This window comes from Alteromonas sp. 4NH20-0056 (assembly GCF_057539655.1).
Genome location: NZ_BAAJLS010000004.1, coordinates 270,779 through 285,368, shown reverse-complemented (window position 1 = coordinate 285,368; position 14,590 = coordinate 270,779). Strand labels below are relative to the sequence as shown.

The window sequence follows — 14,590 nt, the reverse complement described above, 5'->3', positions numbered from 1 at the left end:
TGTAGCCACCAACACTTTATTTTGAGTAGTATAAAAAGACATTGGTTTATGAGGTTTATATGCGCCTTTCATCTTTCATTAGTTTTTTGGTGTGCTTTACGCTGCTGTTGCAAAATGCAATGGCGTTAGGGCTTGCATCATATTCAATGGAAAAGGCCCATGCTTTCGCTGGCAATGACGTAGAGCTCATTTGTACTGGCAAAACCATGCGTTACATCTCGTTGAGTCAAACCGATGCACTTGGCGAGTTCGTATTCATTAACCCCGACGTGCTAGACGCGCCTGCTGAGCATGTTGATTGTACAAACAGCGTACTTGCCGACGTACCCCAAACCGATGATGTCTATGTATCATCGATAACGACATTACCCCTTGTACGTTACCGTGCGCTTGTTCAGCGTATTGCCCAACGCCCTTACACACTGTTTCCCTTCACGGTATCGCTAGGTAGAGCACCTCCTCACGCATAACAACCCTTCGCTTTCGATACTGACGCGTTGTCAGTCAATGTATTTTACATGTTGGATTTGTTATGAAAAAAACTGCTATCGCGCTGGCCGTTGTTGCCGCCAGTCATTCGCTTCATGTTGACGCAAGTAGCGCGTCGACCACCGAAATTATTACCGTCATTGGCGCACCGGTTACGTTAACCGAACATGAATCTGTCAATGCCTCGACAAATACTGAGGCTGACTTTGGCGACCAATTAGATAATCTAGCGGGTGTCTCAATTACGCGTAATGGCCCGGTGACGGGGCTGGTTCAATACCGAGGGTTATACGGCGACCGTGTGGGTATTAGCGTTGACGGTGTTAACATTACTGGAGCGGGACCAAATGGAATGGATTCTCCACTTTCCCATGTCCTGCCGGAGGTAGGCCTTACCGCCACACTCTATCGAGGGATTGTACCGGTGAGTGCTGGTGTACAAACGCTAGGTGGGCAGTTACGTATTCAGTCTGATGCCGTTTCACTGTTTAGTCATGAAAACGGAGTAAGCGGGGCGATCCAAGGCGCGCTCGTCTCGCCCGGCAGCGGGCAACAGTATCAAGGCAATGTATTTTACAAACTCGATAATGCTTTTGTGAGCGCAGCGTTTACACACCAGCAACGTAACAATAGAGAAGACGGTAACGGCGATAACATCGTCAATAGTCATTATCTTCGTAATGGTGCAAAGCTGCGTGCCGGGTACACGCTAGGCGATCATCAGATAGATGTCAGTTATCAACGCCTAAACACTAACCAAAGTGGAACCCCTGCATTGGCAATGGATATCGGCTTTATAGATGCCGAATGGTACAAGCTTGGATATCGATACACCCCGAATGAATCGCAAACCCTAACGATAGATGTGTTTGGCAATAGCAACCAACACGCCATGGATAATTTTCGCCAACGCCCGTTGATGATGCCAACCATGTCTCGTGAGAACAACGCAGACGCGATAGCACGAGGTGCAGATGTAACGTATACCACTGTTGATGGGAGCAGCGAATTTACAGTCGGCGCAAACATGCATCAAAGCGAAAACAACTCGGTAATCACCAACCCGAACAATGCGATGTTTTCGATTAAGAACTTTACCGACACAACGCGTGATACCTACAGTTTATTTAGCGAATATCAGCGTCAATATGAAAACGTAAATTATGTGCTAGGTGCTCGATACACGTCGGTGACTATGGACGCTGAAAACGCAGGCTCTAGTATGGCAATGATGAACGATGCTATCGCTGCCCTAGTAAACACGTTTAATAGTACGGACAAACGCGACACGTATGGCATGCTTGATTTGGCCGCTACGGTTGAAATTCCAACGAGTGACAATGTCACGGTGTTCCTTGGCGCGTCGCAAAAAAATCGTGCCCCCACCTATTTTGAGCGCTATACCTGGTTGCCACTGGGTATATCAGGCGGCATGGCTGACGGCTTCAATTATATTGGCAACCTAGATTTAGATAACGAAACCGCACGACAAATAGAACTAGGCCTTCATATGGAGTATGGCGGTTTTGTACTGTCGCCTCGCCTTTTCTATCAAGATATTGAAGACTATATTGCCGGAACGCCTAGCACCAATATGGCGGCTAATATGTTTTCTACTATGATGACGGGTAACGCGCCATTTCAATGGAACAATACAGACGCTGTCATCAAGGGGTTTGACGTAACCTTAGATGGATACCTTACTGATAATCTTCGCCTCTCTATGGTTGCAGGGTATAGCCACGCTAATAGAGATGATATTGATGACGCACTTTTTCGTATTGCGCCAGAGCACCTCACCACGCAACTTAGATGGAAAACCGTGTTGTTCAACACGCCCTTATTATTAAACGCCACCTCTGAATTGGTGGGCGCACAGAGCCATGTATCGACACTTCAAAACGAGGCACAAACGTCTGGGTACGGGCTTATGCACATGGGTATTGAATGGGAAATGAATAATACGCTTCGCGTTTCTGCGCAATTGCGCAATGCGTTTGATAAATACTATGCCCCTCATTTGTCAGGCGTTAACCGCGTGGCCAATGCAACGACTGCGATAGGCGAGCGCATTCCATCACCAGGCAGAGAATGGCAGGTTTCATTGGCCTATCAATTTTAATCCTGCCAATTACCGATAGCAGCTCCTTAGCATCGAAAGAAGAGAAGCTAAGGAGACTGCTACAGCTGCTGTATTGCCTGCCATATCAAACGGCATGCAAGCAATGTCACCACCCACTTAAATATCTTCATAAAGTGCTTTGTGGGTATACGCTTTAATATCTTAAGCCCTATAAATGTTCCGATAGCGCCACTTACAATCATGCCTACAAGTAAGCCAGCCCACTGGCTAAATGAAAACCCTACAAACGAAAAAACAAACGCTTTCAACGCATGTTGGAATGTCATGCAGCTTGCAAACGTAGCGGTAACTTGCATTTTGTTATAGCTGTTTCTATGTACAAAAGCGGCAACTAAAGGGCCGGTAGCACCAACAAACATAGTAATTAGTGTCGTGATCATTCCAGCAAGCGCTCGCCCTGCTGGCCCCATATTTTGCGCTTTTGGCTTGCTTCCCCATACAAGAAAGAGAATAAAAGCAGCAACAGAAAATTGAATAATAATTAGGGGCAACTGCACCACGATATAAGACGCGACTACTGCGCCTAACACTGCGCCAACGGCAAAAAGGCGTAACATTGCCCAATCTATATGCCGAAAGGTCATAAGTGCACGGTTTCCATTAGAGCCTAGTTGTACTAACCCGTGAACAGGAATAAGCGCAGCAACGGGAAGACTTCCCGCCATCACGGCAAGTAACAATACACCACCTCCCACACCAAAGGTGGCGGTCATCATTGATGTGAATAAAGACGTAGCAATTAACAATACCGCTGTTGACGATGACACTGCCCCATCAGCGCTTAGCCACTGCAAAAAGATTTCCATCGCACTACTCAAAGTGAATCAATGTGCATAACCATACATTAACCGCGCTTCAGTACCCAAGTATCGATGAAAGATCGCAGTGCGTTTCAACGAAAGTACGACTTAAAGCCATATTTAGCCCTATTTAATAATCGTTTTTTTAGAGGTTGACGAGTATGAAACTACCCGCAAATAAAGCATAACTATTCAACCGCAAAAGCCATAAATAAATTTATGGCAAAATTTTTACTAAAAATCAAACTGAACATTAAAATTCGTTTAAATTATAAATTAGGAAAATATAAATCATACAAATAAATGAAATTTATAACTAAATTCTTTAGCTCACAAAATAAACGCCAGTTTCAATAAAAACAATACATTATAAAAACTAATGGATTTAAGCAATTATTTTAAATTGCGCAATTCTCTGCAGCCGCTAGAATGCGCACAAATCGAACACCTTTAAGCTACTTTTTGAACAATTTTGAGGATACATCATGGTTAAGTCTTTCTTAGTAACAGTTGCTGCACTTTCACTTTCAATTGCTTCGGCTCAAGCGATCGAGTTGGAATCAGGTGACAACTCTCCATTTACACAGGTTTGTATCGCAGCAGTTGAGTCTAACGATGCGCTACAGCGCGTAGTAACTGAAAATAGCATCAAAGACTTTCAGCTTGATAACATAACGTGTAACGACATGCCGCTAAACAGCTTCGTTAAGAAGTTCCGTTCTGCAAAAGGTAACGACGTTATTCGTGTAACGTCTTTCGAAAACGTTAATAACAGCATCGAAAGTGATTTATGTATCGCTGCGGCCACTTCAAACGTTGCGTTCAAAGAAGCACAAGATTTATTGAATGTGCGTGTTAGAGCTGAAGAATTATCGTGTAACGGCCAAAGCCTTACTCGCTTTGCTAAGAAGTTTAACAAAGCGTTTAACGGTTAGTTCCGCCTCGCCCGACCATGTTGATATAAAAAAGCGCCTCTTTGAAGGCGCTTTTTTTATGCCTGCAATTTTTAATTACACGGCACAGCCATCTTATTTTCATTTTGCGAAAATGCATTCACCATTGTTCAAACCCCCATGTTAAAAAACAGTGAAAAAACAACAAAATCAAAGAATTAAAATTATGGCACGAATATAGCCTCCTCTTGTTACTTGCAACAAAAATTACTTGAGGTGCAACAATGCAATCCTATTTCAAAATACTACTAAGCATGGCTTGCATTAGTGCAAGTATATCAACACATGCCGCCATTATTCTCACATTAGAACAACCTGGAATGGCGTTGCGAACCAGTACCACTAACACTGTTGTTGAAGATTTTAATAGCCTAGCAAACAACAGTATTAAAAAGTCGTATACCAATTCTTTTGGTACTTATTCGGTGACATCAGGCAATATCAATATACAAAAAGCCAGTAAATGGGGAGGGGCTGATGGTAAAGGGAGCTTCCTATTTATTCCCGGCGGTGGGGAGGGGGTTAAGTTAACATTCTCAGCGCCAGTCAGCTATTTTGGTTTTTGGTGGAGCGCAGGCGATGACGCCAATAGACTTGAAATTCAAACCCGTAGTAACGTACTTGAATTTACTACCTCTGACATTTTGAATTCGCCTGCACTTACGCCATTACACTTCGGCAATCCATTTTGGAAAAATCCAACTTCCCACAAAGAGTACACTGCAAATTGGCAACCTTTTGCCTTCGTTAACCTATTTGCAGAGTCTGCCCTAGATACTATTACCGCTATTCGTTTTTATGGCAGCAACTTCGAAAGCGATAACCATACGATTAGTACGCAACCACTTCAAACCACAGGAGCTCGCGTTTCGACCCTTGGGGTGACTGCCGTGCCTGCGCCTTCAACCATGGCCCTATTTAGTGCTGCCTTATTACTCCTTGCTACGCGTCAGCGTAAACACAAAAACCTATGCATATTGGAGTAAGTATGTGGATGAACCGTTGACAAAAACGTTCACAGAATAAATACTGCAACCATGACTTTACGCACCGTACTATCGATGATCGCACGTTCGAAACGCTTAACGCAAAGTGCAACCGTTAACACGATTATTATTCTCGCTATTATTTCTAATTGGCGGGTAAGCTAGTGCGTTTAAACTAATAACAACAACCCGCCACCAAGGCGGGTTTTTTTATGTACTCGCCTTAGTAGCTAATGATAGAGGCGACCATGACTACCCCGACTATTTCGCAATTACTCTCACGCTTACACGACGCAGTAAACCTAGGCGATGAAGATGCAATAAAAGCGTGCTATGGCACTAATGCTAATATTGTTTCCGCCCCGCTGCACACGGATGCTCAGCGTGACTGTGTAGATGCGCTTCGCCGCTTTCAGCACAAGTTTATGCCTTCGCACCTTGTTACTACCGGGGATGAGGTGGTGGTTGAGGCCGGAGACATAGCACTAGTCATTGCCAAACTTTATCTTGTTCCACGTTCGACACCTCACGCTCTTCCCTGCGAGGGAAAGCGCGCTGTATATGTTATGCAGAAGCAGAGTGATGGTCAGTGGCGATGTATCATCGACAACTTTTTCGGTACTGATTTGCTCGACTTTGCTTAAGCATCGTCGAGCGACGATGTATATTCCAAAGATTCTATGCTTTGTGCGCTAATTCCCGCTCGCTCTTAAGCCCTAAAACCTTTTTGAAAAAAAGCGTTGCTGGACAAAACCCCGTAAAGCTTTGCTGGAACAAATTTGCGCCGACAAATACCGTAAACCACATGAAATACGGGTGAACCCATACCGTCAACGCAACCGATAACATAACCATAAAGCCAGCAAATGCTGTTAGTGCTCTTTCTTGTGACATGGTGTCCTCACTTAACATAGTGCATTAGTAAATGTGCATTAATAAAAATAGCGAAGCGCGACATAAGCATTACTCGCATCTTCAAACTGCCCCCAAAACGTATTGGGATTATTTCCCTTGAAAAGGTTAATACCAGAACGTAGCTGCCAGGTATCACCAGGGCTATACGTTACGTTCGCTTTCAAATAGCCATCGCTATCAGTGGGTGAATAAAATAAAAATGCGTTTACCATAAGCGTTTGACGCAGCGCCATGTAAGTTATGCGCGTGGTTACCCAATGCCGGTAACGCGCTTGTTCAAACGCTGGAAAGGGAGAACTATTAATGAGCGCATCATGATCGTGAACGACTTCGGTATACCATTGCGCCCCCCCTGTAACATTAGTGAACAATTCTTGCGTATAGCCTATTAGATATCGACTTTGAGAGTTCATCACCAATGGATTACTTCCATCGGCGTCTTCAACGCTGTCGTAATACGCATATTCGGCGTTGGCGATCCCATCGCCAAGCGGCATTAACATACTCGCGCCGAAGGCATTCATGCGACTATAGCGGGGAAGGCCGTTTTCATCAGCCGATAAAGGTTGTTTGGTATACCCCCTATACCCATAAAGCGCCACTTCGGCTTGCCCCATACTGCCATAAAGCCTCACTGCGACCTCTTCATCACTTGGCGTGTTATCGTTAGCAACAGAAAAAGCTGGAGCGATATTGTCATTTAATTGCGGGCTAAAAAACGAAAACACTTCGCCCGTGATACCAATGTCCGGTTCAAAAGAAGGGGTAATAACGACATCCATATTGAGCGTATCAAAATACCCAGAGAGCTTAATCGACGCACTTGGCGCTTTCAGATACTCATCATCGCGCCCGGCAAAAAATGACTGAAAGTCTTTTGGAAATAAATCATTTAAAAATAGGTAGTCGCCCGTACCCCATGTCAGTACCTGTTGGCCTACTTTAAGGTCAAATTGCTCTCCCCACTTTCCTAATCCAGACAAACTTCCCTGCCAAGCGAGCTCGCGTAACTGAGATTCCCAACTACGCTTGACCCCGTCATAATAAAGGTCTCCACGAAAGCGCACTGTTGAGGCTGAAAGCGCGTAATCAGCACGCACTTGAACCCTCGCATCACGCAATGTTTTGGCTGTGTTGATTGCTGAGTCGCTATAAAGCCGTTCACCAATTGCGATTTCAGCAAAGCCCGACAAAGTAAGAGGGTTCGATTCAATGGTACTGTCTTCCCAACTGTCGCCCCATTCATCTCCCCAGTCATCCTGTGTTTGCTGCGCCTGCTCACCACTTAATGTGCGCGTTGATGTAGTACCATTACTATCGGCAACATTCTCCTGCTGACTGAACGCATGTGGTGATTGAACCACCAAGCACAGGGTGAGCAAAAGCGTAAAACTGACACGGTTTATAAACATTGGGGCATCATCAATCAATGTAGTCTTGTGGCGGCACACGGAGGCTTCGCTCACTAAAAATGCTGTCTGAAAGCCCAATGTCATAACTGATATTTCTAAACTCCATCAGCGTATAACCTCCCGTTGCTAAGTCAGACACTTTGCTTCTTACTACCGTTGGATAACCTTGAATAGTATCAACCGTTACCGCTTCTACACGGCGGTAGTTATTATCACCCTTATAAAAATCAATCTGTGTAGGCAGAAAGGTGACTTTATCAATGTCCACAACGTAACGGGTAAACTCAACAGACTCAGGCTTTTTAGGGACTGCGTTTAATCTATAGTGTGTGTCCGTTGCTTCAATCAACGTAAAGCTATCTTCAGCGATCGCGCGCCCCGATACGTCTTCATAAAAAAAGTGTGAACCTACAAATGAGGTGCGCTTATCGCCAGCAGCAATACGTTTCACTAAATCTAATGCGGGTAAATACAGCCATCTGTCATCATCAGTGCTAAGGTCGGTATGTTTTTCAACGCGAAATACCGTATTTTGTACTTCCGTTGGGCGACTAAAAAATACCAGCATACGTTGATCGCCAGTATCGACTCCTTCATCGTCAACGACATCTTTTCTCAATATCGTAAACTGGCGCATTTGTTTACGCCCCTGACTGTCTACAATCATCATTCGTGCTAAAGATTTGCCATCATTTCCCGCGTAATACGCTGCTTTCTCAGCCTTTAGCACGATTTCTTCAACATGCTCTTTACTGTGTGTCAGTTCATCAGCATATGATGTTGATAGTCCAGCTACACTGAACCACGAAACGAAAAGACTGATCGCCATACGCGAAGCAATACTATTTTTTGAAAATGTAAGCATGTTAAGACTCCATAAAAACCCAACGTTTGAGAAGTACCATTGCAGCAGGTAGCACCAACAGGGTCACTAATGCCGATATGATCATAATACTTGCTAAGAAAATACCTACCGTAATGTAAGGCACGAGCGGTGCAAAAAGCAGAGGCGTAAAGCCTAATGCAATGACTAATGCATTACGAGAAATTGCACTGGCAGGCTCGTCAAACATAGCCCGAAGTGTTTCATCGATACTGCCTGTATCACGATATATCTCCCGCGCTCGCGCTAAAAAGTGAATAGCAAAGTCGACGGACAAGCCCAATGTAAGTGCTGAGAGCACGGCAATAGGCATATCGTAATCTTTTCCTACTATTCCAATTGCGCCATAAATAAATGTGATGGTGATGGTCAGCGGTAACATCGCCAATACGCCATATACAAAAGAGCGAAACAGCAGCACCATCATGACAAAAACAATCACGAAAGCGCTTAATAAACTGTCCAGCATTCCCGCCACCATATTTTCCTGCCACACGACGTTGATATACGCCTTACCGGCCCATTGATACGATAGTCCTTCGGGTAAGGGGTTCGCAGCAAAATAGTCATCAACTATCTTAAGCAGTGCGGTCATATCTTGATTATCACCACTGGTAAGTTGCAGCCATACAAGTGTTTGACGATAGTCGGGGTTAACAAAGTGCCATAAATCTTGAGGACGATGTGAAGATTGGTACTGCATCAGCGTTTGCGCAACGCCCGCTTGTGAGGTAGGGATAAGATAGTCTTTATCCTCGCCAGAACGTAACTCACGGTTAACTACTTTAACGACATCGCTAAGCGATTGGCTTTTACCTACTAATGGCTGCGTTGATAGATATTGTTGTAAATCAGAAAGCAGTGTTAACGCCTCGGGTGTTTGAAACACTTGCGACTGTGTTTTGACTTTACTCACACGCAGGCTCAAATCATCAAGTGCAACCATCGCGCTATCCGAAAACTCACTAAATAATGCATCATCGATAGACGTTGAAAGTTGACCAAGACGATTACCCGGCATTTCCAACATAATGTTCTCAAGCGTCTGCTGTTTCCATTCATCTAATTCGCTAGGTAAGTTACTTGCTTCTAATAGTTGTGATGCGGAACTAATAACCTGATTATCGGTAAGAACAAGATAAGCATTATATGTCCCAGCAAATTCAGCATTTAGCGCTTTGTCTGCTACGCGAATTTCATGGTCCGCTTTAAACCACCTTACTGGGTTGTCATTGATGGTTATTTTTGTAATGCCCCATATTGAGATAACACTTAACAACGCTACGCTGATAAGCAATGCTCCACGAAAATTAAGTGCAACATAACGCAAATAACCAACCGCTCGGTTTAGCACCGACGCGTTGCTTACGTCGTTTTTGTGCAATGCCTCTTGAAGCTTAACGAGGGACTTTTCCGACATGCCCGATATGTAGGCAGGAATAAACGTTAGCGTAATAACAAATGCCAACAAGATACCAAAGCCAATGTAGGCACCAAATATTTGTACCGGTGGTATCGGCGTTAACATGAGAGAGAAAAAACCTGCCGATGACGTTAGCGACGTAAACAGCATGGGCTTTAATAAGTGCGTAACCACCTTAGAAATAACATTGCCTGCATTTTCTCCTGGCTTATATCGGTCAGAAAACTCTGACAAGATGTGTACCGAGTCGACTACTGCGATAGGCATAAGAAAGATAGCAATCATGGATGACATTATATGAACAGTAAAGCCCATACCGATGAGTGCTCCCATCGTAATAATAACCGTTGCCATTGCCACAATCATGGGCGCGTAAATCAATGCCACGTTTCTAAAAAACACGAAGAGTAATATAAAAATCATTACCCCCGCAGCAGGAGCGGCAATGCCCATCTGAATAAACATTTCTACACCGAACTGGTCTTCTGCGACAGGCAAGCCTGTGATATGCCATTCAATAACCCTTTGATTTGTTGAATCATCAGTAGACGCAACATCAGAACTCAGGAAAGTTCGTATTGCCTCTGCAATACGATAACTTTCATTTTTATCGTTTATAGGAATATAAATAGCAGCCGCATTACCGGAAGAAGAGGCCAGCGTATCGTAGAGTAGCGGCAGACGCTCAACAGCACTTTTGACTCTATCAGCACCTTCTTGCGTTGCAGGCGCGGCGTCCATCAGCCACGAGAACTGCAACGTGCCATTATCTGATTGTGTAATATTATCGACAGTTGAAAATGCCATTACATCTTGAGAAACCACCCCATCAATGGTTAGGGCGTAATCAGTAACCGCATGGATTTTTTTCAGTATTTCAGGCGTATAAACACCTTCTTTTTGTGCATTCTTCGCTATTGCCCCCACCACAATGGCATCATGCATAGCAAACGTAGCTTTTACCTCGTTATGAAACATTCTTGCGCTATGAGTTTGCGGCAGCATATTTTCCGGATCAGTATCGATTTGGATAAGTCTGATTTGAAACGCTGCAAAACCGCTTACTAAAAAGAGAAGGGCATATACCCACCGACGCTTGTGCGTACTCATAAACAGTAGCGCTTGTGTAATAGCATGCATGACACTAACACCTTAAATAAGAATTTATTTATATAATATTTTTCTAATATTAATACAAACTTCGCAAAAAGCAACTGTCTACAAGGTATTAAATTCCAAGTTGTATAAATTCGACACTGTATTAAGAATAATTTACCTAGCTGTAATTGAACCAATGTATCTGAAAACCAAGAGAAAATGAAATACCCAATAAAATCAATTATTTATGCAAAGAAAATTTTAAAGTCAACGTTGGCACAGGATTAGCATATTACTTAGCAACGGAAGAACAACGTGTATTCATGTAGCTAGGATGGCTTATCGTTACATAGTAACCATGAACGCTTGTTTTACTCATTACCCGCTGATGAGACGGAACGGAATGGAAGCGTATCAGCAAGGATTCAAGGAAGAGGGTAATTTCTAAAACAACCGCGTTGTTATTGAATTAACGTTGTAGCTAACACCAACAGGGAATGTTGAAAAAGGATGGCTGGAGAGCCGATATGTTAACACGGTAGTTAACACATTACGTATCAAGGATAGTATAGGTAATGTAAGGAACAGTTAGCACAAGTATTCAAATACCCGTTGATGTCTGGTTGGTTGGAACGGTGGTTAAGGTAAACCCTAAATTCCTGTGAGAAACAAAGCAAATATGCTTGGATACCTCCCATCACCAGAGAAAAACAGTGATGTTATTTATGTACGAAGGATTGTACCCCTATTCGGTGATGCAGATTCATTTCTGCAACACCTACCTTTGAGGAGACTACTACTATTCCTGATGGTAGTAACTCACCTCTCCCTTCAAGGCCCTTTCCCGGCCTTAAACCTCTGATTTAGCCCGCCTTTGGCGGGCATTTTTTTGTCCGTACTATGGTACACTTAAGCCGTCTTGAATTTTATTGATACCGCTATGCCACACCACGCGTCTTCGGCTACATTTCGTATTTTGTTCTGCGCATTATTAGCCACGGCTATTGGCCAAAGCGTTATGCTTACCACCTTGCCATCCATGGGAAGAGAAGCGGGATTATCTGAATTTCATATTGCTATTATCATGTCTAGCTCTGCCTTTATATTTGCGCTTGGCACTAGCGTATGGAGTAAAGTAGCCAAGCGAGCAGGCTTTAAGCGTATCCTTATGGTGGGCTTATTCGGCTACAGCATGGGAACCTTCTTTTTTGCAAGCGCATGGCAAATGGGTTTCTCCGGACTAATAACGGGCACTTCGCTATTCCTTGCTTTACTGATTAGCCGCAGCATGCAGTCAACCATTATGTCTGCGACTCCCCCCTCTGCGGTAGGCTATGCCATTGCAATAAGTACACAACAAGAACGTGTGAGCGCAATTAGTAAAGTAACCTCGGCCAGTAACGTGGGGCAAATTGTCGGGCCAGCATACGCAGGTTTACTTGTTGGATTTGGGCTTCTCACACCGTTATTCAGCATTGTGATACTTACATTAACTGCATTGGTTATAGTATGGATAAAGCTTCCCGCTATAGCGCCACCTGCACTAGCAGAGAACAAAATAACGTTGAGCAAAAAAAACATTCATCACAGCATGGTTCCGCTACTTCTTGTGGGCTCTTGTGCTGGCGTTTTTTGCGCTATGGCAATGATGCAACAGACCCTTGGGTTCTTCTTCATCGATTTTTATGGCAAGAGCACGGTAGAAGCAGCTCAGCAGGTTGGTACGGCAATGATGATAAGTGCCGTCGCATCACTTAGCGTGCAACTATTACTTGTGCAACGCGCTCGCTTCTCACCAGAAAAAATGATCAAAGTCGCCCTTCCGCTTTTAGCGGTAGCTTACATGCTGATGTACACCCACCAACAAATAGCGACCTTATATATTGCTATGTTCTGCATGGGAATTGGTATGGGAATGGCCTACCCATCGCTTACTGCTACAGCAACTAGCTACTGTACTGAAGAAAAACAAGCCTCTATTACCGGGCTTATCACGGCAACACCTGCCATGGGCTATATCGTGGGCCCTCCCCTCGCCGCAACACTTTATCAATTCGATATTAGTTCTCCTTTTCTCGTAGCTAGCATCCTTATTTCCGTCTTCGCGATATTGGTTACCATTACGCTGATAAACACGAATAAAACACCAAAAGAATAGGTATAAAAAAAATTACCCAATTATCTTAAAAAACGCGGAACCTTTTTCATAAATTGCTATCTTACTTATACATGAAGTCGTTGAGTGTGCGTATTCATGGTGTTTAAATGTGTTTTCCAAGTGATATTGTGTTTTTTAAGGGGCTTATAGCCCCTTTTCTTTTGCCCAAAAAACAGTCCCTTCTTTTTAACATTACCTTCTTCTTGCCTTAAGCGCTTTCTGTAGCGTGCGAAAAGCTTTCATTATTATGTAATTCATACACAAAGACTGTAGCAATGTGCGCCTCCATAATAAAAATACACTATAAAAACATAAACTTATAACTGGAATGGCGATTGCTTCAGTATGTACGAAGCAATGACATTTTTATTAACCATTATTAAGGAGAGCATAATGAACAGTGATCGTATTGAAGGTAACTGGAAGGAAATGAAAGGGAAAGTTCAACAGAAGTGGGGCAAACTAACTGACGATGATATGGACGTTATCGATGGCCGCCGTGAAGAGCTTGTTGGCAAGATTCAACAAGCCTATGGCAAAAGCCGTGAAGAAGCAGAGAAAGAAGTTGATGAGTATCTGAACTAAGATTACTTATTAGCTACGCCCATAAGCACAGAGTCTCGATTCGGGGCTTTGTGCTTTTCATAATCAACGGTATTCACTTAAACCAGCGCTTTGCTCCCACCACGGTGCAGTGAAATTAATATTTTCATACGGAATAGTGTTGGCATATTGCAAACTTACCGACTCCCAAAAAGCCGCTTTCAATTTAGGGTCAAAAATGGCGAAGTCGCCTTGTTCGTTGTATTGCTCAAGTAACACTTTATAAGCGCCTACTGGTGTAAGAGGATTATCTTGACGCACAACCACATCGCCACCATATGTTTCATAGAGCGCCTTTGATGTTTTCCAACTTTTCGCCATTGCGTTTGCCATTGCGCGTCGATAAGCATCAATTTCTTCACGAGAATATTCAGAATTGCCAGTAAGCTCGGCTGTCCACACTTTGATAGCGGAATAAGCAGACTCAACCTCGGCTGCATCGGGCTCTATGCTGTTTTTTGACGCAAAATCAGCTAATACCGATTCTGTAATTTTCTCACTTAAGGCGCGTTGAACCAACATCTGGCGCACATCTTTTTCAGACATATCGCTAAGTATTGTTTGAAACCGATCAACATCGCCTTGTTCTGGCTGAAGCTCGCTGTTAGAAATATCGTTGCCGAATAGGCGCGCGATTATCTCGTCGGCAGCTTGGGGCGTATTAATACCCAAAGACACAACGATGGCAGCGAAAAGCACCATAGGAATTATATCTGAACGCGTCATT

The 14,590-nt window shown here is 43.7% G+C and carries 13 protein-coding genes; 7 read left to right on the top strand and 6 right to left on the bottom strand.

From position 1 onward, the window contains the following. Positions 1-59: 59 nt before the first annotated feature. Positions 60-470, top strand: a complete 411-nt coding sequence (locus AC27EZ_RS09910) for a hypothetical protein (RefSeq protein ID WP_487135176.1) — start codon at positions 60-62, stop codon at positions 468-470. 62 nt (positions 471-532) lie between these two features. Then, a complete protein-coding gene (locus AC27EZ_RS09905; RefSeq protein ID WP_487135175.1) occupies positions 533-2,611 on the top strand; it encodes a TonB-dependent receptor in 2,079 nt (692 codons plus the stop codon). Positions 2,612-2,670: 59 nt separating this feature from the next. Here AC27EZ_RS09905 and AC27EZ_RS09900 read toward each other — a convergent pair whose 3' ends face one another. After that, a complete protein-coding gene (locus tag AC27EZ_RS09900) occupies positions 2,671-3,438 on the bottom strand; it encodes a sulfite exporter TauE/SafE family protein (protein ID WP_487135174.1) in 768 nt (255 codons plus the stop codon). A 479-nt stretch (positions 3,439-3,917) separates the two neighbouring features. On the opposite strand from AC27EZ_RS09900, the gene AC27EZ_RS09895 reads away from it, so the two are divergent. From AC27EZ_RS09895 to AC27EZ_RS09885, 3 genes are all read left to right on the top strand, one after another. Then, entirely contained in the window at positions 3,918-4,367 is a 450-nt protein-coding gene (locus AC27EZ_RS09895) for a hypothetical protein (RefSeq protein ID WP_487135173.1), read from the top strand. Positions 4,368-4,609: 242 nt separating this feature from the next. Then, positions 4,610-5,371 carry an Npun_F0296 family exosortase-dependent surface protein gene (locus AC27EZ_RS09890; protein WP_487135172.1) on the top strand — a complete coding sequence of 254 codons (762 nt, stop codon included), beginning with the start codon at positions 4,610-4,612 and terminating at the stop codon, positions 5,369-5,371. Between the two features lie 248 nt (positions 5,372-5,619). Continuing rightward, positions 5,620-6,015, top strand: a complete 396-nt coding sequence (locus AC27EZ_RS09885; protein ID WP_487135171.1) for a YybH family protein — start codon at positions 5,620-5,622, stop codon at positions 6,013-6,015. 34 nt (positions 6,016-6,049) lie between these two features. Here the strand turns inward: AC27EZ_RS09885 and AC27EZ_RS09880 are convergent, their stop codons facing one another. From AC27EZ_RS09880 to AC27EZ_RS09865, 4 genes are read right to left on the bottom strand one after another with little or no spacing between them, the layout of a single operon-like run. After that, complete coding sequence (locus AC27EZ_RS09880; RefSeq protein WP_487135170.1) at positions 6,050-6,265, bottom strand: YgaP family membrane protein; 216 nt, start codon at positions 6,263-6,265, stop codon at positions 6,050-6,052. A gap of 38 nt (positions 6,266-6,303) precedes the next feature. Then, entirely contained in the window at positions 6,304-7,752 is a 1,449-nt protein-coding gene (locus tag AC27EZ_RS09875) for a hypothetical protein (protein WP_487135169.1), read from the bottom strand. Next, positions 7,709-8,563, bottom strand: coding sequence for an outer membrane lipoprotein-sorting protein (locus AC27EZ_RS09870; protein ID WP_487135168.1), 855 nt, complete (start codon positions 8,561-8,563; stop codon positions 7,709-7,711). Before AC27EZ_RS09870 ends, AC27EZ_RS09875 begins: the two co-directional genes overlap by 44 nt. Before the next feature lies 1 nt (position 8,564). Then, complete coding sequence (locus tag AC27EZ_RS09865; protein ID WP_487135167.1) at positions 8,565-11,144, bottom strand: efflux RND transporter permease subunit; 2,580 nt, start codon at positions 11,142-11,144, stop codon at positions 8,565-8,567. A gap of 877 nt (positions 11,145-12,021) precedes the next feature. Here AC27EZ_RS09865 and AC27EZ_RS09860 point away from each other — a divergent pair. After that, positions 12,022-13,260 carry an MFS transporter gene (locus AC27EZ_RS09860; RefSeq protein WP_487135166.1) on the top strand — a complete coding sequence of 413 codons (1,239 nt, stop codon included), beginning with the start codon at positions 12,022-12,024 and terminating at the stop codon, positions 13,258-13,260. 393 nt (positions 13,261-13,653) lie between these two features. After that, positions 13,654-13,845, top strand: coding sequence for a CsbD family protein (locus AC27EZ_RS09855; RefSeq protein WP_487135165.1), 192 nt, complete (start codon positions 13,654-13,656; stop codon positions 13,843-13,845). A 63-nt stretch (positions 13,846-13,908) separates the two neighbouring features. Here the strand turns inward: AC27EZ_RS09855 and AC27EZ_RS09850 are convergent, their stop codons facing one another. Then, positions 13,909-14,589 (bottom strand): hypothetical protein, encoded by a 681-nt coding sequence (locus AC27EZ_RS09850; protein ID WP_487135164.1) that lies wholly within the window; start codon positions 14,587-14,589, stop codon positions 13,909-13,911. Position 14,590 lies beyond the last annotated feature (1 nt).